This window comes from Streptomyces sp. NPDC048106 (genome assembly GCF_040706415.1).
Taxonomy (GTDB): Bacteria; Actinomycetota; Actinomycetes; order Streptomycetales; family Streptomycetaceae; genus Streptomyces.
Genome location: NZ_JBEZND010000010.1, coordinates 172,895 through 195,423, shown reverse-complemented (window position 1 = coordinate 195,423; position 22,529 = coordinate 172,895). Strand labels below are relative to the sequence as shown.

Genomic DNA, 22,529 nt, shown 5'->3' with positions numbered 1-22,529 from the left:
GCAGACGATTCGCAGGGGGTAGGACGAGAATGAAGAGCACGACCGTACGCCGCGTGACCCTTTCCGTGGCGGTGCTGACGGCGTTGACGGGGGTGGCCGCGTGCGGTTCCTCGGGCGGTTCCTCGGGCTCCGGTAAGGGCGGCGACAAGGCGGCCGGCGGCAGCACGGTCCACCTGAGCCCCGTCGCCGCCGTGCTGCGCGACGTCGAGCAGTCCACCGACAAGGCCGAGTCGGCCAAGGTGCGCTCCACCACGTCCCTGGGCGACATCATGGCGATGAACGCCGACGGCTCCCTCGCCTGGGGCAGCGGTCTGCGGGGGACCATGACCATCACGTACACCGGCGGCCAGATGGCCGAGGCGATGCGCAAGGCCGGCACCAGCCACATGGAGGCCCGCTACCTGGCGGACGCCTACTACGCGCACATGAGCGACGCCTTCGCCCAGCAGGCCGGCGGCAAACACTGGGTCAAGTACGACTACGACTACCTCGCCCAGGCCGGCGGCGCCTCCGGCGCGTACATGAAGGACCAGCTCCAGACGTCCACGCCGAACCAGTCGGTGAAGATGCTGCTGGTCTCCGGGGACGTGAAGAAGGTCGGCGAGGAGACGGTCGACGGCGCGCACACCAGGCACTACGCGGGCACCGTGGACGTCGCCGACCTCGCGGGCAAGAACAGCAGCCTCAGCGCCGACCAGCTCACGGCCCTCAAGAAGCAGCTGAAGCAGGTCACCACCGAGGCCATCGACATCTGGATCAACGACCAGAACCTGCTGGTCAAGAAGACCGAGAAGGCGGCCACCGCCAACGGCGCGCTGAACACCACCGCCTACTACAGCGACTACGGCGTCCAGGTCTCCACCCAGGCGCCGCCGGCCGGTGACACCATGGACATCGCCGACATGCTCAAGACCGGCACCAACAGCCCCTCGGGCGGCACCACGGCCGGCGGCACGGACCTCAGCTCCTGACCGGCCGGAAGCCGGTCCGACCCGGCTGACGCCGTCCTGACGCCGTCCTGACGCCGTCCTGAAGCGGTCCTGATCTCCTGGGACCGGGGCCCGATTTGCTCCACGGCGCCCCGGTCCCGTAGTGTCTCCTCCGAAGCCAAAGACCGCTGGTCGTTGCCGCGCGCTCGTAGAGGGTGCGGTGGCCGAAGGATCCGCTGAAAAGTGGACGACCCGCGCAGGTGTCAGTGGAAGAACTCCCGGAGTGCGCGCGCAGAGCGTGTGTGCGACCGGTCGAGTCCGCCCCGAGCGCCTGCGCCGGGGCGTTTCGTTTACCCAGTCCTCCTTCGGGTCCGCGCGGTCCGAATCACCCGGAAGGAGGCCGAGGCTCTATGGCGAGGCCCGACAAGGCTGCCGCGGTTGCGGAGCTGACGGACAAGTTCCGCAGCTCCAACGCCGCCGTGCTGACCGAGTACCGCGGTCTCACCGTGGCGCAGCTCAAGACGCTGCGCCGGTCGCTCGGTGAGAACGCCCAGTACGCCGTGGTGAAGAACACGCTGACCAAGATTGCGGCCAACGAGGCCGGGATCGCGCTGGACGACCAGCTCTTCGCTGGTCCGACGGCCGTCGCCTTCGTCACCGGTGACCCGGTGGAGTCGGCGAAGGGTCTCCGTGACTTCGCCAAGGACAACCCGAATCTCGTCATCAAGGGCGGTGTCCTTGATGGCAAGGCGATGACCGCCGACGAGATCAAGAAGCTTGCGGACCTCGAGTCCCGCGAGGTTCTGCTCAGCAAGCTGGCCGGTGCCTTCAAGGGGAAGCAGTCCCAGGCTGCCTCCCTCTTCCAGGCGCTGCCGTCGAAGCTCGTCCGCACCGTGGACGCGCTGCGCGCCAAGCAGGCCGAGCAGGGCGGTGCCGAGTAATTCGGCTCGCTTTCTGACCCGCGCCAACCGGCGAGGGTCGCAGCGGGCCGACGTACGCCCGCCTTACCCAGTACATCCGGCACCTGCCGATCGAGTGGAAGGACCGCCATCATGGCGAAGCTCACCCAGGACGAGCTGCTTGCCCAGTTCGAGGAGATGACCCTCATCGAGCTCTCCGAGTTCGTGAAGGCCTTCGAGGACAAGTTCGACGTCACCGCCGCCGCTGCCGCGCCGGTCGTCGTCGCCGGTGGTGCCGCTGGCGGCGCCGCCGAGGCCGTCGAGGAGAAGGACGAGTTCGACGTCATCCTCACCGGCGCCGGCGAGAAGAAGATCCAGGTCATCAAGGTCGTGCGCGAGCTGACCTCCCTCGGCCTGAAGGAGGCCAAGGACCTGGTGGACGGCACCCCGAAGCCCGTCCTCGAGAAGGTCAACAAGGAGGCCGCGGACAAGGCTGCCGAGGCCCTCAAGGGCGCCGGCGCCTCCGTCGAGGTCAAGTAAGACCTCACGGGTCCGCAGGACTCGAACGCGCGCTGAACTCGGCCCGGTAGGGCTGTAACGCGAACGCACCGAAGAGCGATCATCCATCCGGGTGGTCGCTCTTCGGCGTGTTCGGAGGGTGCCCGCGGTTGCCTTGCACTCGCGGTGGCGAGAGGTATGGTGATCTTCGTCGTGTCTCCCGGACGGCCCGGTTCCGGTGGGAGGCTCTTGACGAACCGCACGGAGCGCGCAATTCTCAGGACGCGTCGTCACAAGGATCCGGATCCGAGGCATGGATCGACGGCGAAGAGGGCAGTATGAACGTGCGTTGAGGGCAGACATGCCGAGGGCGTTGACAAGAGCGGTGAGGACAGCGAGGGTCTCGACAAACCCGCACTGGACATCAGTGTGCCAAGTGGCTACACTGACCCTTTGCGCTGCCTGTTAGCTGTCCCCTGCCCGTCACCAGGGGTCTGCCCTCACTCGAGCATTGACGATCGAAGCCCACCTGACCTGGGATTTCCGTCTCTGTGCTTGGAGAGAGGGGCCGGTACGCGCGTAGTGAGTCCGAGCCCTCGGAAGGACCCCCTCTTGGCCGCCTCGCGCAACGCCTCGACCGCGAATACGAACAACGGCGCCAGCACTGCCCCGCTGCGCATTTCCTTTGCAAAGATCAAGGAGCCTCTCGAGGTTCCGAACCTGCTCGCGCTGCAGACCGAGAGCTTTGACTGGCTGCTCGGCAACACCGCTTGGCAGAGTCGGGTCGAGGAGGCTCTGGAGAACGGTCAGGACGTCCCCACCAAGTCCGGTCTGGAGGAGATCTTCGAGGAGATCTCCCCGATCGAGGACTTCTCCGGGTCGATGTCCCTGACGTTCCGGGACCACCGCTTCGAGCCGCCGAAGAACTCCATCGACGAGTGCAAGGAGCGCGACTTCACGTACGCCGCCCCGCTCTTCGTCACCGCCGAGTTCACCAACAACGAGACCGGTGAGATCAAGTCCCAGACGGTCTTCATGGGCGACTTCCCGCTCATGACGAACAAGGGCACTTTCGTCATCAACGGCACCGAGCGTGTCGTGGTGTCGCAGCTGGTCCGTTCCCCCGGTGTCTACTTCGACTCCTCCATCGACAAGACGTCCGACAAGGACATTTTCTCCGCCAAGATCATCCCGTCCCGGGGTGCCTGGCTGGAGATGGAGATCGACAAGCGCGACATGGTCGGTGTGCGTATCGACCGCAAGCGCAAGCAGTCGGTCACCGTCCTCCTGAAGGCGCTCGGCTGGACCACCGAGCAGATCCTTGAGGAGTTCGGCGACTACGAGTCGATGCGCGCCACCCTGGAGAAGGACCACACCCAGGGCCAGGACGACGCGCTGCTCGACATCTACCGCAAGCTGCGTCCGGGCGAGCCCCCCACGCGCGAGGCCGCGCAGACGCTCCTTGAGAACCTCTACTTCAACCCGAAGCGCTACGACCTCGCCAAGGTCGGCCGCTACAAGGTCAACAAGAAGCTGGGCGCCGACGCCCCGCTGGACGCGGGCATCCTGACCGTCGAGGACATCATCTCGACGATCAAGTACCTGGTGCAGCTGCACGCCGGCGAGACCGAGACCACGGGTGACAACGGCGAGTCGATCGTCGTCGAGACCGACGACATCGACCACTTCGGCAACCGTCGTCTGCGCAGCGTCGGCGAGCTCATCCAGAACCAGGTCCGCACGGGTCTGGCCCGTATGGAGCGCGTCGTGCGCGAGCGCATGACCACCCAGGACGTCGAGGCGATCACGCCGCAGACCCTGATCAACATCCGGCCGGTCGTCGCCTCCATCAAGGAGTTCTTCGGCACCAGCCAGCTGTCGCAGTTCATGGACCAGAACAACCCGCTGTCCGGGCTGACCCACAAGCGTCGTCTCTCGGCGCTGGGCCCCGGCGGTCTGTCCCGTGAGCGGGCCGGCTTCGAGGTCCGTGACGTGCACCCCTCGCACTACGGCCGCATGTGCCCGATCGAGACGCCTGAAGGCCCGAACATCGGTCTGATCGGCTCGCTCGCCTCCTACGGCCGGGTCAACGCGTTCGGTTTCGTCGAGACCCCGTACCGCAAGGTCATCGACGGCCAGGTCACCGACGAGGTCGACTACCTGACCGCCGACGAGGAGGACCGCTTCGTCATCGCGCAGGCCAACGCCCCGCTGACGGACGAGCTCCGCTTCGCCGAGGCCCGCGTGCTCGTCCGCCGCCGTGGCGGCGAGGTCGACTACGTCGGCGGCGAGGACGTGGACTACATGGACGTCTCGCCGCGCCAGATGGTGTCGGTCGCGACCGCCATGATCCCCTTCCTGGAGCACGACGACGCCAACCGTGCCCTCATGGGCGCGAACATGATGCGCCAGGCCGTTCCGCTCATCAAGTCGGAGGCCCCGCTCGTCGGCACCGGCATGGAGTACCGCTCCGCCGTCGACGCCGGCGACGTCGTCAAGGCCGAGAAGGCGGGTGTGGTCCAGGAGGTCTCCGCGGACTACATCACCACGGCCAACGACGACGGCACGTACATCACGTACCGCCTGCACAAGTTCTCCCGCTCCAACCAGGGCACCTCGGTCAACCAGAAGGTCATCGTCAACGAGGGCGACCGGATCATCGAGGGCCAGGTCCTCGCCGACGGTCCGGCCACCGAGAACGGCGAGATGGCCCTCGGCAAGAACCTGCTCGTGGCGTTCATGCCGTGGGAGGGTCACAACTACGAGGACGCGATCATCCTGTCGCAGCGCCTCGTGCAGGACGACGTCCTCTCCTCGATCCACATCGAGGAGCACGAGGTCGACGCCCGTGACACCAAGCTCGGCCCCGAGGAGATCACCCGGGACATCCCGAACGTCTCCGAGGAGGTCCTCGCGGACCTGGACGAGCGCGGCATCATCCGCATCGGTGCCGAGGTCATCGCCGGTGACATCCTGGTCGGCAAGGTCACCCCGAAGGGCGAGACCGAGCTGACCCCCGAGGAGCGCCTGCTGCGCGCCATCTTCGGTGAGAAGGCCCGTGAGGTCCGTGACACCTCGCTGAAGGTGCCGCACGGCGAGACCGGCAAGGTCATCGGCGTGCGCGTCTTCGACCGCGAGGAGGGCGACGAGCTGCCGCCGGGCGTGAACCAGCTGGTCCGCGTCTACGTCGCGCAGAAGCGCAAGATCACCGACGGTGACAAGCTCGCCGGCCGTCACGGCAACAAGGGTGTCATCTCCAAGATCCTGCCGATCGAGGACATGCCGTTCCTGGAGGACGGCACCCCGGTCGACATCATCCTCAACCCGCTGGGTGTGCCGTCCCGAATGAACCCGGGACAGGTTCTGGAGATCCACCTCGGCTGGCTCGCCAGCCGCGGCTGGGACGTCTCCGGTCTCGCCGACGAGTGGGCCCAGCGCCTCCAGGCCATCGGCGCCGACCAGGTCGCCCCGCGCACCAACGTGGCCACCCCGGTCTTCGACGGTGCCCGCGAGGACGAGCTGGCGGGTCTGCTCCAGCACACCATCCCGAACCGCGACGGCGAGCGCATGGTGCTCCCGTCCGGCAAGGCGCGGCTGTTCGACGGCCGTAGCGGTGAGCCGTTCCCGGACCCGATCTCGGTCGGCTACATGTACATCCTGAAGCTGCACCACCTGGTCGACGACAAGCTGCACGCCCGTTCGACCGGTCCGTACTCGATGATCACCCAGCAGCCGCTGGGTGGTAAGGCGCAGTTCGGTGGGCAGCGCTTCGGCGAGATGGAGGTGTGGGCCCTGGAGGCCTACGGCGCCGCGTACGCCCTCCAGGAACTGCTGACCATCAAGTCCGACGACGTCACCGGCCGCGTGAAGGTCTACGAGGCCATCGTCAAGGGCGAGAACATCCCCGAGCCCGGCATCCCCGAGTCCTTCAAGGTGCTCATCAAGGAGATGCAGTCGCTCTGCCTGAACGTGGAGGTGCTGTCCAGCGACGGTATGTCCATCGAGATGCGTGACACCGACGAGGATGTCTTCCGCGCTGCGGAGGAGCTCGGAATCGACCTGTCCCGGCGCGAGCCGAGCAGCGTCGAAGAGGTCTGACGGGAGTCCGGCGGGGCCCTCACCCACAGGGCCCCGCCGACCCCCAGGCCCCCGTTTCAGACCACAGACTTACAACCCTGAGAGGGATTGACGCATAGTGCTCGACGTCAACTTCTTCGACGAGCTCCGGATCGGCCTGGCCACCGCTGACGACATCCGTCAGTGGAGCCACGGCGAGGTCAAGAAGCCCGAGACGATCAACTACCGCACCCTGAAGCCCGAAAAGGACGGACTCTTCTGCGAGAAGATCTTCGGTCCTACCCGGGACTGGGAGTGCTACTGCGGCAAGTACAAGCGCGTCCGCTTCAAGGGCATCATCTGCGAGCGCTGTGGCGTCGAGGTCACGCGCGCCAAGGTGCGCCGTGAGCGGATGGGCCACATCGAGCTGGCCGCGCCCGTCACCCACATCTGGTACTTCAAGGGCGTCCCGTCCCGCCTGGGCTACCTGCTGGACCTCGCCCCGAAGGACCTGGAGAAGGTCATCTACTTCGCGGCGTACATGATCACGTACGTCGACGAGGAGCGTCGTACCCGCGACCTGCCCTCCCTGGAGGCGCACGTCTCGGTCGAGCGCCAGCAGATCGAGAACCGCCGCGACTCCGACCTGGAGGCCCGCGCCAAGAAGCTCGAGTCCGACCTGGCCGAGCTGGAGGCCGAGGGCGCCAAGGCCGACGTGCGCCGCAAGGTGCGCGAGGGTGCCGAGCGCGAGATGAAGCAGCTGCGCGACCGCGCGCAGCGCGAGATCGACCGCCTCGACGAGGTGTGGAACCGGTTCAAGAACCTCAAGGTCCAGGACCTGGAGGGCGACGAGCTGCTCTACCGCGAGCTGCGCGACCGCTTCGGCACGTACTTCGACGGTTCGATGGGTGCCGCGGCGCTGCAGAAGCGCCTGGAGTCCTTCGACCTCGACGAGGAGGCCGAGAAGCTCCGCGAGATCATCCGCACGGGCAAGGGCCAGAAGAAGACCCGCGCGCTCAAGCGTCTGAAGGTCGTCTCCGCGTTCCTCCAGACGTCCAACAGCCCCAAGGGCATGGTCCTGGACTGCGTCCCGGTCATCCCGCCGGACCTGCGTCCGATGGTGCAGCTCGACGGTGGCCGCTTCGCGACCTCCGACCTGAACGACCTGTACCGCCGTGTCATCAACCGCAACAACCGCCTGAAGCGGCTTCTCGACCTCGGCGCGCCCGAGATCATCGTGAACAACGAGAAGCGCATGCTCCAGGAGGCGGTCGACGCCCTCTTCGACAACGGCCGTCGCGGCCGCCCGGTGACGGGCCCCGGCAACCGTCCGCTGAAGTCCCTCAGCGACATGCTGAAGGGCAAGCAGGGTCGATTCCGTCAGAACCTGCTCGGCAAGCGTGTCGACTACTCGGCGCGTTCCGTCATCGTCGTCGGCCCGCAGCTCAAGCTGCACCAGTGCGGTCTGCCCAAGGCGATGGCCCTGGAGCTGTTCAAGCCGTTCGTGATGAAGCGCCTGGTCGACCTGAACCACGCGCAGAACATCAAGTCGGCCAAGCGCATGGTCGAGCGCGGCCGCACCGTGGTGTACGACGTCCTCGAAGAGGTCATCGCCGAGCACCCGGTGCTGCTGAACCGTGCGCCCACCCTGCACCGCCTCGGCATCCAGGCCTTCGAGCCGCAGCTCGTCGAGGGCAAGGCCATCCAGATCCACCCGCTCGTCTGCACCGCGTTCAACGCGGACTTCGACGGTGACCAGATGGCCGTGCACCTGCCGCTGTCCGCGGAGGCGCAGGCCGAGGCCCGCATCCTGATGCTGTCCTCGAACAACATCCTCAAGCCGGCCGACGGCCGCCCGGTGACGATGCCGACCCAGGACATGGTCCTCGGTCTGTTCTTCCTCACCACCGACGGCGAGCTGCGCAACGTCAAGGGCGAGGGCCGCGCGTTCGGCTCCACGGCCGAGGCGACCATGGCGTTCGACGCCGGCGAGCTGTCGCTCCAGTCGTCGGTCGACATCCGCTTCCCGGTGGGCACCATCCCGCCGCGCGGCTGGACCCCGCCGGCCCGCGAGGAGGGCGAGCCCGAGTGGCAGCAGGGTGACTCGTTCCGCCTGCGCACCACCCTGGGCCGCGCGCTCTTCAACGAGCTGCTGCCCGAGGACTACCCGTTCGTCGACTACTCGGTGGGCAAGAAGCAGCTCGGCGAGATCGTCAACGACCTGGCGGAGCGCTACCCCAAGGTCATCGTGGCGGCGACGCTCGACAACCTGAAGGCGGCCGGCTTCCACTGGGGCACCCGCTCCGGCGTCACCGTGGCCATCTCCGACGTCGTCGTCCCCGAGGCGAAGAAGGCGATCGTCGCGGGCTACGAGGCGCAGGACGAGAAGGTCCAGAAGCAGTACGAGCGCGGTCTGATCACCAAGGAAGAGCGCACTCAGGAGCTCATCGCGATCTGGACCAAGGCGACCAACGAGGTCGCCGAGGCGATGAACGAGAACTTCCCCAAGACCAACCCCATCTTCATGATGGTTGACTCGGGTGCCCGAGGAAACATGATGCAGATGCGGCAGATCGCCGGTATGCGTGGTCTGGTGTCGAACGCGAAGAACGAGACCATCCCGCGTCCGATCAAGGCCTCGTTCCGTGAGGGTCTGTCCGTGCTGGAGTACTTCATCTCCACGCACGGTGCCCGTAAGGGTCTGGCGGACACCGCCCTGCGTACCGCCGACTCGGGTTACCTCACCCGTCGTCTGGTCGACGTCTCCCAGGACGTCATCATCCGCGAGGAGGACTGCGGCACCGAGCGCGGCCTCAAGCTGGCGATCGCCGAGCGTGGCGAGGACGGTGTCCTGCGCAAGACGGGCAACGTCGAGACGTCCGTGTACGCGCGCTGCCTCGCCGAGGACATCGTGGTCGACGGCAAGGTGCTGGCCCCGGCCGGTACCGACCTCGGCGACGTGCTCATCGACGAGCTGGTCAAGCACGGTGTGGAGACGGTCAAGACCCGCTCGGTCCTGACCTGTGAGTCCGCCGTCGGCACCTGCGCGATGTGCTACGGCCGCTCGCTGGCCACCGGCAAGCTGGTCGACATCGGTGAGGCGGTCGGCATCATCGCCGCCCAGTCCATCGGTGAGCCCGGTACCCAGCTGACGATGCGTACCTTCCACACCGGTGGTGTGGCCGGTGACGACATCACCCAGGGTCTGCCGCGTGTCGTCGAGCTCTTCGAGGCCCGTACCCCGAAGGGTGTCGCCCCGATCTCCGAGGCCTCCGGCCGCGTGCGGATCGAGGAGACCGAGAAGACGAAGAAGCTCGTCGTCACCCCGGACGACGGCAGCGACGAGACGGCGTTCCCGATCTCGAAGCGTGCCAAGGTCCTGGTCCGCGAGGGCGACCACGTCGAGGTGGGCCAGCAGCTCACCGTGGGTGCCACCAACCCGCACGACGTGCTGCGCATCCTGGGTCAGCGTGCCGTCCAGGTCCACCTGGTCGGCGAGGTCCAGAAGGTGTACAACTCGCAGGGTGTGTCGATCCACGACAAGCACATCGAGATCATCATCCGGCAGATGCTGCGCCGTGTGACGATCATCGAGTCGGGCGACGCCGAGCTGCTGCCCGGCGAGCTGGTCGAGCGCTCGAAGTTCGAGACCGAGAACCGTCGCGTGGTCCAGGAGGGCGGTCACCCGGCCTCCGGTCGTCCGCAGCTGATGGGTATCACCAAGGCCTCGCTGGCGACGGAGTCCTGGCTGTCGGCCGCCTCCTTCCAGGAGACGACCCGAGTGCTGACGGACGCGGCGATCAACGCCAAGTCCGACAGCCTCATCGGCCTCAAGGAGAACGTCATCATCGGTAAGCTCATCCCGGCCGGTACGGGTCTGTCCCGCTACCGCAACATCCGGGTCGAGCCGACCGAGGAGGCCAAGGCCGCGATGTACTCGGCCGTCGGCTACGACGACATCGACTACTCGCCGTTCGGCACCGGCTCCGGCCAGGCCGTTCCGCTGGAGGACTACGACTACGGTCCGTACAACCAGTAAGCGAGCAGCTTGAAGGGCGGCCGCTCCCCTCGGGGGGTGGCCGCCCTTCGGCGTTGTCAGGCGTGGCCAGGCCGTCATCGGGCGCGGTCAGCGGGCCGTCAGCTGCCAGGCCGTGACGGCGACCGTGGCCACGGCGGTCAGCACGCCGACGCTGGCCAGCGGCCAGCGGCCGCGCTCCAGGGCGTCCAGTCGCTGTTCGTGGTCGGCGAGCTGCTTGTCGGTCTGGTCGCTGCGCTGGACCAGCAGTGCGAGCGAACCGTCGACCCGGGCGAAGCCGGCCTCCACGGTGCCGCGCAGCCGCTCCAGCTCCACGGCGACGGCGGTCGGGTCGGACAGCGAGGAGGGTTCGCTCATGCCTCACCCCGCTCCGTCGGCGCGGCGGCGGCCAGGGACCGTAGCTGGGCGTCCGTGTTCGGCCGGTCGGCGGTGCGCAGCCACGCGGGCAGCAGCGCCTGGACGCCGGGTACGGCCATCATCCGGGTGACGCCCGCGGCGACGGCCAGCACGCCCGCCGCCCAGGGCAGGGTGCGGGGGACGCCGAGGGTGTCGACGAGGGTGGGCAGCAGCACGCACAGGCCGACAGCGGTCTGCAGGGCGGTGCGGAGGGTGCGCTTGGCGGCCTCTGACATGGGGGGACCTCGCTTTTCGGATGTGCGTCAGGCGGTGTGGGGGACCTTCAGGGCCGCCCAGGAGGCGGGGCCCGGCCAGCCGTCCGCGTCGGCGCCCTGGTAGCCGAGCTTGCGCTGCCAGGCGGCGTAGGACTGCTGGTCGGCGGCCGACCACTGGGCGGAGGGGCCCACCTTGTAGCGGCCGCACCCCTCGGCGACCAGGCGGCGGCCCATCGCCGTGACGATCGGGGAGTCCGGCTTTCCCTTGAAGAACGAGGCGCCGGGGAAGGGCTGGTACTGCGGCGGGCGCGGGGGCTGCGGCGGCTTCCGCGGGCCGGTGCCGGCGGACAGCCGCGCCTGGATCCGCTGCCGCATCCCGGACATGGAGAAGCCGCGCGGATCGCTCTTCCAGTCGGACCACTCCAGGTGCCCGATCACCGACTTGGCGCCCCAGCCGTGGGCCCGGCACAGCGCGGCCGAGACCCGCTCGATGGCCGCGAGCTGCGCGTCGGGCCACGGGTCGTGGCCGTCGCCGAGGTTGACGCACTCGAAGCCGTAGAAGCGGGAGTTGCCGTCGACGGCGCCGGCGCTGCCCTCGTGCTCGTGCGGCACCGGGGGCCGGTCGCCGTACGTCTCGCTGATCACGGCCCGCAGCACCGACGGGTCGCCGCCGCCGGCGTGGTTGGCGCGGCCGTTGCCCACCAGGTGGACGGTGCCGTCCTTGGCGATCACTCCGTGGCAGAGCGGGCCGGGCAGCGCGGAGTCGCCGTTGAAGCACAGATCGACGCTGCCGCTGGTGCCGGAGGTGACGGTGTGGTGGATGACCACCCCGTTCACCGGCCCCCAGCTGCCCTTCTGGTTCCGGTTGTGGGTACGCCAGCCGGGCTGCTCCACGACGGTGACGCCCTCGGCGCGCAGCGCGGCGACGAGGGCGTCGGCGGACAGGGGTGTGGCCATGAGAACTCCAGACAGTGAAGAGCCCTGGGCCCTTTCCGAAGGGCCCGGGGCGATGGAGGTGCGGGAAGGAGTCAGCTGCCGGGGGTCCCGGCTCCCAGGTCGGTGCCGGTGCCGGTGCCGGTGCCGGTGCCCGGGTCGGGATCGGTGCCGGGGTCGGTGCCCGTGCCCGGGTCGGTCCCGGTCCCCGGGTCGGTGCCGGTGGGCGCCCACTTGGCGCACAGGGCGGCGTAGGACGCCGTGTTCGCCTCGAAGTCGGCGAGCGCGGCGGCCACCGCCCGCTGGATCGCCGTCTGGTCGGGCACGACGGGATCGGTGCCGACGGGCATGACGGTGACCTGTCCCCAGCCGCGCAGCTCGGTGAAGTCCGTCCCCGGCTCGGTGAACTGGGCCATGACCGTGACCGGCGGGTAGATGCCGGTGACCGGGTCCGGTCCGATGATGTAACTCAGGCTGTTGTCGGTGACGTTGATGTGGATGGTGTGGCCCGCCTCGGTGATGGTGGCGCGGCCGGCGTAGTCGATCGCGTGGCCCCAGGGCTGACTGGTGTCGATGTCCACGGGTGTGCCGCCTTTCTCAGGGGGTCTGGCAGCCGTGCATCAGCACGGGGTTGGCGTAGACGGTGCCGGAGGCGCTGGAGACGTAGGCCTGGACCTCGACCTTGACCTGGGAGCGGAAGACCGAGCCGAAGTCGGCGGCGACGGGTCCCGTGTAGTCGAAGTCGGCGGCGGAGGTGACCGTGAGGGGGCTGCCCCACGCGGTGCCGTTCACGAGCACCCGGACGTTGCCGGTGGCGCCGGAACTGACCCGGGTGTTGATCAGCAGCCGCATGTAGGGCTGCCAGATCACGTTGTAGGACATCGCGATCGTCGTCCATGTGGTCGCGGTGGTCAGCGGCCAGGTCGACAGGGCGGTGTTCTGCGGGGGCAGCATGGCGAGCCAGGGCCGGGCGAGGCCGCCGGAGACGACGTCGTCGGAGAAGAGCTCCCGGCCGGCCTTGTCGAAGATCCGCAGCGGCTGCATCGAGGTGCTCGTGCCGTCGCCCTTGTTCAGGGTCAGGGCCGTCTCGCCGGTCTGGCGGCGCATGGCCAGGCCGTACTCGTCGCCGGTCCACTTGCCGACCGCGAAGACGGCGGGACCGCCCGCCGGCGGCCGGACGGACAGATAGCCGCCGCCGGTGATCTCCACGCCGCCGCCCGAGATCGTGTTCTGGGCGGGCCGGGTGTTGACGGCGGTGGACAGCTGCTGGATCCGGCGTTCCAGTTGGATCAGCCGGTCGATGATGTCCTCGGGGAGCTGGGGCATCAGACCTCCTCCAGGTACAGGTCGGCGGTGTCGGGGCGGCCGCGCTGGGCCGGGCTGACCTTGACGCCGATGATCCGGTAGCGGGCGTCGAGGCCCTCGGTGAACCACTCGTCGGTGATCCGCAGCCGGGCGGTGCGGCCGAGCAGCGCGGGCGGCACCAGGTCGTCGAGCCGGATGGTGATCTCCGGGATCACCACCGCGCCGGTTGCGGTCTTCAGCTCGGCCCGCGCGACGGCGTCCAGGGTGGTGGTGTCGCTGATGTCGTTGTGGTCCGAGGTCAGGTCGATGCGCGGGTATCCGGCGTGGCCGGGCCCGGTGCCGATGAGCTGGTCCGCGACCGCGACCGTGGAGGCGAGCGGCCGGGACTCGCTGGCCTGGTCGGAGTTGGTGGAGGCGCCCCGGGCCCGTGCGGTGGTGCCGCCGCGGGTGGCGTCGCGCGGGAAGGAGTACGACAGGACGGTGCCGGGCCGGTCCAGGACCAGGTCGGCACCGCCGGTCTGGATCTTCGGGTGGCCCAGCACCAGCCGGCGCACGCGCGCCCCGGTGGCCGAGTCGGTGTAGACGGCGACGTGGTACTCGAAGCCGTCCTCCAGCGCGGCCAGCGAGTCCAGGGCGTCGAGGTAGGCGGTCTCGTCCCCGTCCCGGTAGCTGATGGTGCGCCGCACGCCGGAGGTCTCGGTGCCGTAGGTGACGAGGATGTTCCCACCGTCCAGCGAGGTCTGGAGGTCGGTCCACAGGCCCCGGGCGATGTCGAGCTGGTCGGCGTCGGTGAAGGGCAGCGTGTACGCGGGGTCGTACACGGGCTTCCTGGCCCGGATCAGCCGCCGTCCCGCGTACGACTCGAAGGTCGCCGCCTGGATCTCCAGCGTGAGGATGCCCTGGTCGTCGCTCTGGAGGGTGCTGGTCCAGATGATCCCGCCCCACCACAGGTCGTGGCCGCGCTGGAGGTAGACCGCGGTGCGGCCCTCCTCGATGCGGCGGACCCGGGCGGCCGTCTCCCTGTTGGGGATCGGGATGGTGCCGGTCAGCGAGCCGGCCTTGCCGATGTAGTCGTCGACGGTGACGTCGCGCAGCGGCAGGATGTCGATGGTGTTGTCGGTGAGCAGGTCGCAGAAGATCGCGCGGTAGGGAGTGTTGGTGGTCATACGGCGGTCGGCTCCTCGCTCGTCAGAGCACGTAACAGGCGGAGATCCGCACGTTGTTGCCGGTCTGGATGATGCCGCTGGTCGCCCAGGTGAGCAGCAGGACCGAGCCGTCGGGGAGGATGCGGACGCTGCCGTCCGCGTATCCGTCGGTGGCGATGGCGTAGCTGTCCTGGGCCGGGCGCCAGCCCGTCGGCAGGGTGGCGATCTGGGTGTCGTTCACGTTGCCCGGGTTGGTGGTGCCGGCGGCGGTCGCGACGAGGTTGGCGCCCGTGCGGGCCAGCGCCAGGGTGAAGGAGCACACCCCGTGGGTACGGCGGGCGCTGTAGCTGAGCACCGACCAGTCGGTGGCCGCGGTGGCGCCGCTGGTGGTGGTCTCCACGGCGACCGGCGGCTGGTAGTCGGCCCAGGCGGTGCCGTTCCAGCGCTGGAGGACGCTGCCCAGGTCCCGGTACTGGCCCGGATAGGCGCCGTTGGTGGTGTCGCTGGTGACCGGCAGGATGCCGCCCAGGCCCACCGTGGCGGTACGGCGCCCGGTCATGACCGAACTCCAGTTCGGGGCGGTGCTCGCGCTCGCCCCCTTCGGGACGCGGACCTCGTACAGCGGCAGCGCGAGGGGCGGGACGGGCGGGGCGGTGGGAGTGGCGCCCGCGCTGCCCGGGACGACCTCGATCGCGGCCTCGTAACGGCCGCTGCCGTCGTAGTCGTGGTCGTAGATCCGCAGCACGATCAGGTCGACCCGGTCGTACTGGGCGTCGCCGTCGGTGAAGGTGACCGTCAGGTCCTCGGCGAGGGCGACCGGGTAGGCGCCCTGGCCGTCGGGGCCCTGGAGCACCGCCCGGCCCGGGTGGACGGTGATGTTCATGGTCCCGGCGACGCCCTCCGCGGCGAAGCCGGACAGGCGGGTCGTGCCGTCGGCCGAGCCCGGCAGGATGCCGGAGCGGACGGCGACGGGCGAGACGGGGGTCATCGTGCCGAGCGGCACGAGGCGGGTGTCCTCACGGGACTGTCCGTCGGGGGACAGCCAGACCGAGCGTGCGGCCACGTCGAACTCCTCTCGAAGGGATGTCAGTTGGCGGGATCGACGCGCATGAAGCGGTTGTCGAACCAGCAGGTGACGTTGGCGTCGTTGGAGCGGTGCATGGCGGTCATCGTGTGGACGAGGCCCGGCGTCAGGCCGTACATCCGCCACATGGTCGCGACCGAGCCGCTCACCGGGCCGCCGTACATGCAGGCGGAGTTGTCGTTCGCGGTGTAGACGACGGTGTTGTTCTGGGTGACCTGCGGGATCATGAAGGCGGAGCTGTTGGTGCTGTCGGTGGTCCACATGCGGGCGCCGAAGTGCAGCAGCACCGCGCCGCTGGGCGGCGCGACGAAGGAGAGGCTCAGCGCGCTGACGGTCGTGACCGCCAGGGTGGACGTGTACGCCGTCGAGTTGGTGGACCCCGCGGCCATGTCGCAGCTGAACGCCGACGGGACCACGGCCGAGGTCCAGGCCGAGCCGTTCCACCGCTGGAGCGCCCCGGCCGAGGACTCGCGGTACTGGCCCGGGTAGGCGCCGGCGGCCGTGTCACCGGCGCGGGCCGGCAGGATGCCGCCGATCGCGACCGTGGGGGAGCGCAGGTCGGTGAGGGCGGTGGTCCAGTCGATGCCCTTGGCGGCGCCGGCGCCCGCGGGGACGGCCACCGCGAACAGCGGCAGCGAGGCGTCCGGGACGGTGGGCGCGGTGGGGGTGGCGACCGGCTTGCCCGGGACGATCTCGGGCACGGCCTCGTAACGGCCGCTGCCGTCGTAGTCGTGGTCGTAGATCCGCAGCACGACCAGGTCGATCCGGCCGTACTGGGCGTCGCCGTCGGCGAAGGTGAGCGGGACCGGCTCGGTGACGGTCACCGGGTAGGCGCCGCGGACCGGCGAGGTCTGGATCACCGCGCGGCCGGCGCCGAGCTGGGCGGTCATGGTGCCGGTGGTGCCGGTCAGCGACAGGCCCCCGGTGACGTACTGCCCGCCGGTGGAGCCCGGCAGCACGCCGGAGCGTCCGGTGCTCTCGGTGACCGGGGTGAGCGCCCCGGTCTGGGTGACCCGGGTGTCCGCCCGGGTCTGGCCGTCCGGGGACAGCCATGCGGAACTGACGGTCATGGCAGGCCCTTTCGTCAGGAGGCGGACTCGTAGGTGCCGAAGAGGGTCAGCGTGTCGTTGGCGCCCCAGGCCATCGGCAGCGCCTTGTCCCAGATGCCGACGCTGAACGAGAAGCCGTCGCGCAGCGAGCGGGCGATGCCGCCGCCCGTCGTCGCCAGCATGGCGGTGCCCTGGTAGAAGTACTCCGCCGACGAGTCGTAGGCGACCGCGGTCAGCGTCCGGCCGTCCAGCTTCCAGGCGGTGGAGACCGGCGCGACGGGCAGCGAGAAGGTCCAGTTGGCGTTCGGGTCCTGGGCGGAGAGGTTGGTCGTGGAGCCGATCCTGAGATACATGCGGACCGTGACGACATTGCCCATCTTCACGTACGACCCGTTCAGCGATCCGTTGCCGAGCACGGGCTTGGCGCCGGTCTCGGCCCCCCAGACCGGCGTGTAGTCGGTCCACTTCGGCACCGGCTGGTACGACACCCACGCCGAGCCGTTCCAGCGCTGGAGCAGCCCGGACGAGGAGTCCCGGTACTGCCCGGTGTAGCTCGCCGTGTTGGCGGTGCCGGCCGGGGCGATGCCGCCCAGCGCGCTCGGGTACGACACCCACGCCGAGCCGTCCCAGCGCTGGAGCGCGCCGCCGGAGTCGCGGTACTGGCCCGGGTAGGCGCCGTTGCCGGTGTCGCCGACGACCGGCAGGATGCCGCCGACCGCGACGGTGGGGGTGCGCAGGTCGGTGACGTCGGTGCTCCAGTTGATGCCGCCCTTGCCCGCGCTGATCCCGGCGCGGACCAGGACCTGGTAGAGCGGCAGCCCGATGGCCGGGGCGGCGGGCGGCTGCGGGTTGGGGTCCGCGGTGCCCTTGACGATCTCCAGGGTGGCCGTGGAGGGCCGGCTGCCGCCGGGGGTGCCGGTGTCGTACAGCGCGTCGTAGATCTTCAGCACGACGAGGTCGATACGGGGGTTGTCCTCGCCGTCGGCGAAGGTCAGGGGGGCCGGTTCGGGCAGCGTGACCGGGTAGGCGCCCTGGGTGGCACCGGCCGCGACGACGGCCCGGCCCTCGTGCACGGTGGCCTGCATGGTGCCGGCCGTGCCGTCCAGCCAGAAGCCGGACAGCCGGTTGAGACCGTCGTAGGACCCGGGGAGGATGCCGGAGCGGACTTCGAGCGGGTTGGCCGGGGTGGTCGCCCCGATCTGGGTGAGTCGGGTGTCCTCGCGGGTCTGGCCGGTCTCGGCCACCCATGAGCTGCGGAGGTTCATCTGTCGGTCTCCCGTGTTCTCGTGGCTGGGATGCGGGCGGGCGCGGGTCTCACCACTCCGCCGAGCGCCAGCGGACGGTGAGGCGGGCACCGGCGTCGTGGCTGTCCGGGCGGAACGAGAGGCGGGCGCGCCCCGGTTCGAAGGCGAACAGCTCCTCGGGGCTGCTGTCGGCGGCCGCGGTGTGCCGGCGGGAGGCGGTGGCGTTGAGGGTGACGGTGCCCTCCGCGGTGTCCACGACCAGCTCGTCACCGGCGGCCAGCGCGATCTCGTAGCGCAGCCGGAGCCCCGAGGTCCGGTCGGTGACGGTCGGGTTGAGGCACGGGCCGGTGAAGGTGAGCACCGGGTGGGTGGGTGCCGAGCCGTCGTTGTCGGCGTCCACGTCACCGGTGGAGTCCGCCTGCCCCCAGTACAGCGGCCAGGTCAGCGGCCAGGTCAGCCCGCTCTCCGGCTGCGGGGGACCGGTGACGGCGGTCTGCTCGGCCATGGCGTAGCGGCGCGGGTCGGTGGCGTACCACTGCACGGCCGCCTTGGAGACGCCCTGTGTGGTGTACGTCCGGTCGGCGGCCAGCACCCGCTGGCTGACCCGCGCCCGGATGGCCAGCGTCTCGCCGTGCAGCCGCACCGCGAGCCAGCGTTCGTCGTCGCCGAGCAGCAGCGCCTGGCGCAGCGCGCGCATCGCGGCGAGCGAGGAGGCGGTGTCGTCCTGCGGCGGTACGGTCCACACCGTGGCGCCGACCTTGCGGGGCTTGGCGTAGCGGGCGCCCGGCCAGGCGCCGTGCGCGGTGGGGTGGTCGGCGTCGGTGGTGTCGTAGTCGGGCAGGTCCTCCCAGCCGGTGAGGCCGCCGCTGTCGATCTCGTACGGCGTACCGGGGCCCAGCAGCAGTCCGGCCCACTGCATCTGCCCGTCGAGGGTGATGAGTGAGCCGGGTGGGAGGTCGTCGGTGTACGCGGTGGTGGTCAGGTCGGCCATGGGGCCGTCACCTCACTTGGCTGTCGTCATGGGCAGGCATGGGCGGAGACCAGGAAGAGCAGGTCCTCCGCGGTGCCGTGGGCACCGGCACTCCTGCTCTCGTGGAACTCCTTGACCCGGTGGCGGGCTTGCGTGGTGGTCCGGTGCCGGGCGGCGAGCGCGCGCTGCCGGTCGAGGGCGGTCAGGGGCAGCACCCGGCCGGCGCGGGAGTGGGCGCCGGGGACCGCGACGCCGCCGGCGGCGAGCATCGGGATCTTGTCCAGGTGGACGCCGAACTTCTTGCCGAAGAAGCTGAAGCTGATCTTGTTCAGCCCGTCGATGACCCAGTTGGCGAACGCGACCAGCCCCTGGATCGGCCCCTTGACGACCCCGGCGACGGTCTGCGCCCCGGTGGTGACGAACCGCCCCATGCCGTTCAGGGTCCCGGAGACCGCGTCCTTGATCCGCTGGAACATCCGGGGCACGTCCTTGCTGATCCAGTCCAGCACCGGCCGCACCGTGGCCTTGAGCTCGTTCCAGATCGCCGACACCCTGCCGTCGAGGGCGCGGGTGTCGCCGGTGGTGAGGGCCTTGAGGAGGGCGAACTCGGTGCCGATCAGCACGCCGAGGACGGTGAGCGCGGCGCGGATGACGGTGAAGTACCCCTTCACGTACGTGCCCACCAGCGTCGCGATGATCTTGAGCACCGGCGTGAGGACGGTCAGCACCGACTCGACGTACTTCAGCACCAGCGTGGCGAGCTGCTGCATCAGCCGCTGCCCGGTCTCGGAGTTCATCGCGAGATCCAGGAGCCAGCCGGCGACGGGCAGGAGGACGCCGGTGAGGAAGCCGACGGGGTTGGCGCGGGTGACGAGGTTGATGGCGAGCATGACGCCGGAGCCGATGGTCATGGCGGTGCCGAACTTGTCCATGAGGCCGCCCAGCGGGCCGGCGACGTCGACGAGCCCGGCGACCAGGGCCAGCACACCCAGTCCTGTCACCAGCTTGCCGAGCGCCTTGTACCCGCCCTTGGCGCGGCCGCCGAAGGACTTCACGCCGGACTTGGCCCTGCCGGCGGAACGCCCGACGTTGGTGAGAGAGCGGGCGGCGGCGTCGGCGTTCGTCTTCGTGCCGCGTACGGCGGAGGTCGAACCGTCGGCGGCAGGGCGCAGACCGCCGACGGCGGTGGCAGCGTTCCTGATCCGGTCGACGAGCTGTCGCAGGCTGCCACTGCCCTGTTCCAGCCGGGACTGGAAGGAACGCAGGGCGGATACCGCGCCTGCGAGCGGGTCGGCCGGTGTCGCCGCACTCATCCGCGCGCCTTCGCCAGGAACATCAGCGCGTCGGCGGTCCGCTGCGGGCTGCTGGTCTCGGCGGCGTAGTAGTGCTCGATGTGCAGCGCCCCGCCGTCGGCACCGGCGGCACCGCCGTACGTACGACCCCGCGCGGCGGCCCGGCGCAGCAGCAGGTCGAGCTTGCTCAGCGGCAGCACGGCCTCCGCCTCACCGGCCTCGGCGAGGATCGCGGGCACACCGCCGGAGACGGGCATGACGACACCGCCGGTGGCGAGGGCGGGGATGTGCGGAAGGCTGACGCCGAAGGTCTTTCCGCCGACCATCGGGACCCAGCCGGGGATGGATACGTGGATGCCGTTGAGGGCGCTGATGGCGCGGTTGATGATGCCGATGACGCCGTTGATGGGGCCGGTGACCGCACTCTTGATGCCGTTGAAGGCGTTGCTCGCGATGCCCTTGAGGCCGCCCCAGATGCTGGACAGCCGGTCCTTGACGGCCTTGAAGGCGCTCGGGATCGCGGACTTGATCCAGTTGACGACCGGCGAGATGACGGCCTTGATGGCCTTCCAGGCGCCGGAGACGACCGACTTGATCGCCTTCAGGGCGCCGTCGATGACCGACTTCCAGGTGTTGACGGCGGACCGGATGGCGCTTGCGATGCTCTTGAAGATGGACGAGACCGTCGACTTGACGCCGGTCCAGACGGACTGGATCAGCTTGCCGGCGCTCTTCATGATCGGCCCGATGGCCTTCATGACGCTGCTGATCACGGTCTTGATGACGGTGAAGGCCTGTTTCATGACCTTCTGCATCGTCTTCGAACGGGTCGCCATGTCGACGACCTTCTGGATGAGCGGCTGGAGCAGGTCCATGAGCATGCCGAAGAAGTTGCCCTTCATCGACTTGTTCATCTTGTCCTGGCCCTTGGCCGCCTTGCTCGCCCCGGACTCGTACTTCCCGAGGTTGCTTCCGGCACTGGAACCGGTCTTGCCGGCCTTGCCGAGGGACTTCTCGGCCTGGTCGGAAGCGGTCTTGAGGTTCTTCAGCTGGGTGCTGGACTCCTGGGCCGACGACTTGACACCCTTGAGCTGTCCCCCTCCCGTCTTCGCCTTGTCGCCGAGCTGTTTCGCCGCGGTACCGGCCGCCCCGGCCTGGGTCTTGAACCCCTTCAGCGCAGTCGACGCGCTGTTCAGGGAACTCACGAGTGACATGGTTCACCCCATCTGCTGGGAATTGGATGGCCGGCAGGCATCAGGACCTGCCGATCGCCTGGTCGATCGCCTCGATGACCCTCACCAGCTCGTCCTTGGCCGCGTTGGTCCGGCGCTCGACGTCCTGGGCGAAGGTCTTGGCTTCTCCATGGATATCTTTGATGCGCTGGAATGACCTTTCCGACTCTTCCTTGTAACCGTAGATCTCGCGGTTCCGGGACTCGGCGGTGCGCGCATCGCCGTTGATGGTTTGCTCCGCGGTGGCCATTCTCTTTTCCAGGTCCTCGACCTTCTTGGCGCTTGCCGAGGCCGTGCCGAACTTTTCCTCGATCTTCGAGACCCAGGGGAATTCGTAGAGCTTGGCGCCCATGAAGGAGATGCCGCTTTCGTCCACCTTGAACGCGTCGAACGACGTGGTCACCGCACTGACGTCGAACTTTCCGAGTTGCTGGCTGTAGTAGAGGGCCTGGCTCGACGCATTGATAGAGCTGGCGTTGGGGTCGGCGTGCATCGCCACCGCCGGCTTGTCGAGGAAACTTCCGGCGCTGTCCCAGGCAGCTCCGGTGACCTCTTCTATTTTCTTCTTGGTCTCGCTGACGATTTCCGCCAACTGTTCGTTGAGCATCCTGTACGGATCTTCGGGAGGGGTTCCCATGGTGTCTCCAGTGCTCGGGGTCGGTGGTGCGGGCGGTAGCGGGCAGGCAGTTCTTCTCCCGCGCACGACAAAGGGCCGTCAGCGAACTGACGACCCCTTTTGCGGGAGAACCGGGTTCAGGCGGCCCGACTACTTCATTTCAGCGACCAGCCAGCTGCCCTGGCTCTCGGAAAGGAGCAACTCGGTGATCTGAAGCGGGTTGTCGCGGACATTGACGTGTCCGAAGCTTCCCTCCCTCGCGAAGAACGTGGAGGCGTAGGAGTCGGCCAGCCGGTGCCGCTCGGTGTCGTCGAGGGGACCGACGAGGGCGTCGACAGCCCCTGGGCAGCTGTGCCGGTGCTCTTCCATGGCGAGTGCGGATTGCGCGGTCCGGGTCATGCGGGCACACGCGCGTCTGCCGTCATCCGAACCAAGGGCCCTCAGGAACGCCTTGCCGGTGTCCGCCACCGCGGCGGCACGGGAATCGGTCTCACGGACGGCGTGGGTGATCCCCAGCGCCCCGATCAGCACGAGCAGCCCTACCGCGCAGAAGATCAACGTGCGTCCCTTGCTCCGTCTGTCCGCCGTGTCGGTCACTGCGCCTCCGGGTAGAGCTCCTGGGGGCGACGA

General features: G+C 69.1%; 19 protein-coding genes. 5 read left to right on the top strand and 14 right to left on the bottom strand.

All coding sequences use genetic code 11. The features are described 5' to 3' along the window. The first annotated feature begins 29 nt into the window (after positions 1 to 29). The 5 genes from AB0927_RS13765 to AB0927_RS13745 all read left to right on the top strand — a co-directional run bounded on the left by AB0927_RS13765 (position 30) and on the right by AB0927_RS13745 (position 10,421). The gene (locus tag AB0927_RS13765) at positions 30 to 971 is read left to right on the top strand and encodes a hypothetical protein (RefSeq protein ID WP_366667760.1); all 942 of its coding nucleotides are present in this window, start codon (positions 30 to 32) and stop codon (positions 969 to 971) included. A 368-nt stretch (positions 972 to 1,339) separates the two neighbouring features. After that, complete coding sequence (rplJ, locus tag AB0927_RS13760) at positions 1,340 to 1,870, top strand: 50S ribosomal protein L10 (protein ID WP_366667759.1); 531 nt, start codon at positions 1,340 to 1,342, stop codon at positions 1,868 to 1,870. Positions 1,871 to 1,981: 111 nt separating this feature from the next. After that, positions 1,982 to 2,368 carry a 50S ribosomal protein L7/L12 gene (gene rplL, locus AB0927_RS13755; protein WP_366667758.1) on the top strand — a complete coding sequence of 129 codons (387 nt, stop codon included), beginning with the start codon at positions 1,982 to 1,984 and terminating at the stop codon, positions 2,366 to 2,368. Positions 2,369 to 2,938: 570 nt separating this feature from the next. Beyond that, entirely contained in the window at positions 2,939 to 6,424 is a 3,486-nt protein-coding gene (rpoB, locus tag AB0927_RS13750; RefSeq protein WP_366667757.1) for a DNA-directed RNA polymerase subunit beta, read from the top strand. Between the two features lie 97 nt (positions 6,425 to 6,521). Further along, positions 6,522 to 10,421 (top strand): DNA-directed RNA polymerase subunit beta', encoded by a 3,900-nt coding sequence (locus AB0927_RS13745; protein WP_366667756.1) that lies wholly within the window; start codon positions 6,522 to 6,524, stop codon positions 10,419 to 10,421. Positions 10,422 to 10,508: 87 nt separating this feature from the next. On the opposite strand, the gene AB0927_RS13740 is transcribed toward AB0927_RS13745, so the two are convergent. From AB0927_RS13740 to AB0927_RS13675, 14 genes are all read right to left on the bottom strand, one after another. Further along, entirely contained in the window at positions 10,509 to 10,775 is a 267-nt protein-coding gene (locus AB0927_RS13740; protein WP_366667755.1) for a hypothetical protein, read from the bottom strand. Next, the gene (locus tag AB0927_RS13735; RefSeq protein WP_366667754.1) at positions 10,772 to 11,050 is read right to left on the bottom strand and encodes a hypothetical protein; all 279 of its coding nucleotides are present in this window, start codon (positions 11,048 to 11,050) and stop codon (positions 10,772 to 10,774) included. Before AB0927_RS13735 ends, AB0927_RS13740 begins: the two co-directional genes overlap by 4 nt. A 27-nt stretch (positions 11,051 to 11,077) precedes the next feature. Beyond that, positions 11,078 to 11,986: a peptidoglycan-binding protein gene (locus AB0927_RS13730; RefSeq protein WP_366667753.1), complete on the bottom strand. Its 909-nt coding sequence runs from the start codon at positions 11,984 to 11,986 to the stop codon at positions 11,078 to 11,080. A 71-nt stretch (positions 11,987 to 12,057) separates the two neighbouring features. Next, complete coding sequence (locus tag AB0927_RS13725; protein WP_366667752.1) at positions 12,058 to 12,543, bottom strand: ATP-binding protein; 486 nt, start codon at positions 12,541 to 12,543, stop codon at positions 12,058 to 12,060. Positions 12,544 to 12,559: 16 nt separating this feature from the next. Beyond that, positions 12,560 to 13,288 (bottom strand): hypothetical protein, encoded by a 729-nt coding sequence (locus AB0927_RS13720; RefSeq protein WP_366667751.1) that lies wholly within the window; start codon positions 13,286 to 13,288, stop codon positions 12,560 to 12,562. Further along, on the bottom strand, positions 13,288 to 14,433 hold the full coding sequence (locus AB0927_RS13715) for a hypothetical protein (RefSeq protein ID WP_366667750.1): 1,146 nt from the start codon (positions 14,431 to 14,433) through the stop codon (positions 13,288 to 13,290). The genes AB0927_RS13720 and AB0927_RS13715 overlap by 1 nt, the downstream gene beginning before the upstream one ends. Positions 14,434 to 14,455: 22 nt before the next feature. Then, positions 14,456 to 15,475 carry a hypothetical protein gene (locus AB0927_RS13710; protein ID WP_366667749.1) on the bottom strand — a complete coding sequence of 340 codons (1,020 nt, stop codon included), beginning with the start codon at positions 15,473 to 15,475 and terminating at the stop codon, positions 14,456 to 14,458. A 23-nt stretch (positions 15,476 to 15,498) separates the two neighbouring features. Next, on the bottom strand, positions 15,499 to 16,566 hold the full coding sequence (locus tag AB0927_RS13705) for a hypothetical protein (protein ID WP_366667748.1): 1,068 nt from the start codon (positions 16,564 to 16,566) through the stop codon (positions 15,499 to 15,501). A 14-nt stretch (positions 16,567 to 16,580) separates the two neighbouring features. Beyond that, positions 16,581 to 17,810, bottom strand: a complete 1,230-nt coding sequence (locus tag AB0927_RS13700) for a hypothetical protein (RefSeq protein ID WP_366667747.1) — start codon at positions 17,808 to 17,810, stop codon at positions 16,581 to 16,583. 49 nt (positions 17,811 to 17,859) lie between these two features. Continuing rightward, a complete protein-coding gene (locus AB0927_RS13695) occupies positions 17,860 to 18,780 on the bottom strand; it encodes a phage tail protein (RefSeq protein ID WP_366667746.1) in 921 nt (306 codons plus the stop codon). A 26-nt stretch (positions 18,781 to 18,806) separates the two neighbouring features. Further along, positions 18,807 to 20,072: a tape-measure protein gene (locus tag AB0927_RS13690; RefSeq protein WP_366667745.1), complete on the bottom strand. Its 1,266-nt coding sequence runs from the start codon at positions 20,070 to 20,072 to the stop codon at positions 18,807 to 18,809. After that, positions 20,069 to 21,265, bottom strand: a complete 1,197-nt coding sequence (locus tag AB0927_RS13685; protein WP_366667744.1) for a phage tail protein — start codon at positions 21,263 to 21,265, stop codon at positions 20,069 to 20,071. Before AB0927_RS13685 ends, AB0927_RS13690 begins: the two co-directional genes overlap by 4 nt. 40 nt (positions 21,266 to 21,305) lie before the next feature. Further along, the gene (locus tag AB0927_RS13680) at positions 21,306 to 21,890 is read right to left on the bottom strand and encodes a hypothetical protein (protein WP_366667743.1); all 585 of its coding nucleotides are present in this window, start codon (positions 21,888 to 21,890) and stop codon (positions 21,306 to 21,308) included. Between the two features lie 159 nt (positions 21,891 to 22,049). Next, a complete protein-coding gene (locus AB0927_RS13675; protein WP_366667741.1) occupies positions 22,050 to 22,496 on the bottom strand; it encodes a hypothetical protein in 447 nt (148 codons plus the stop codon). Between the last annotated feature and the right edge of the window lie 33 nt (positions 22,497 to 22,529).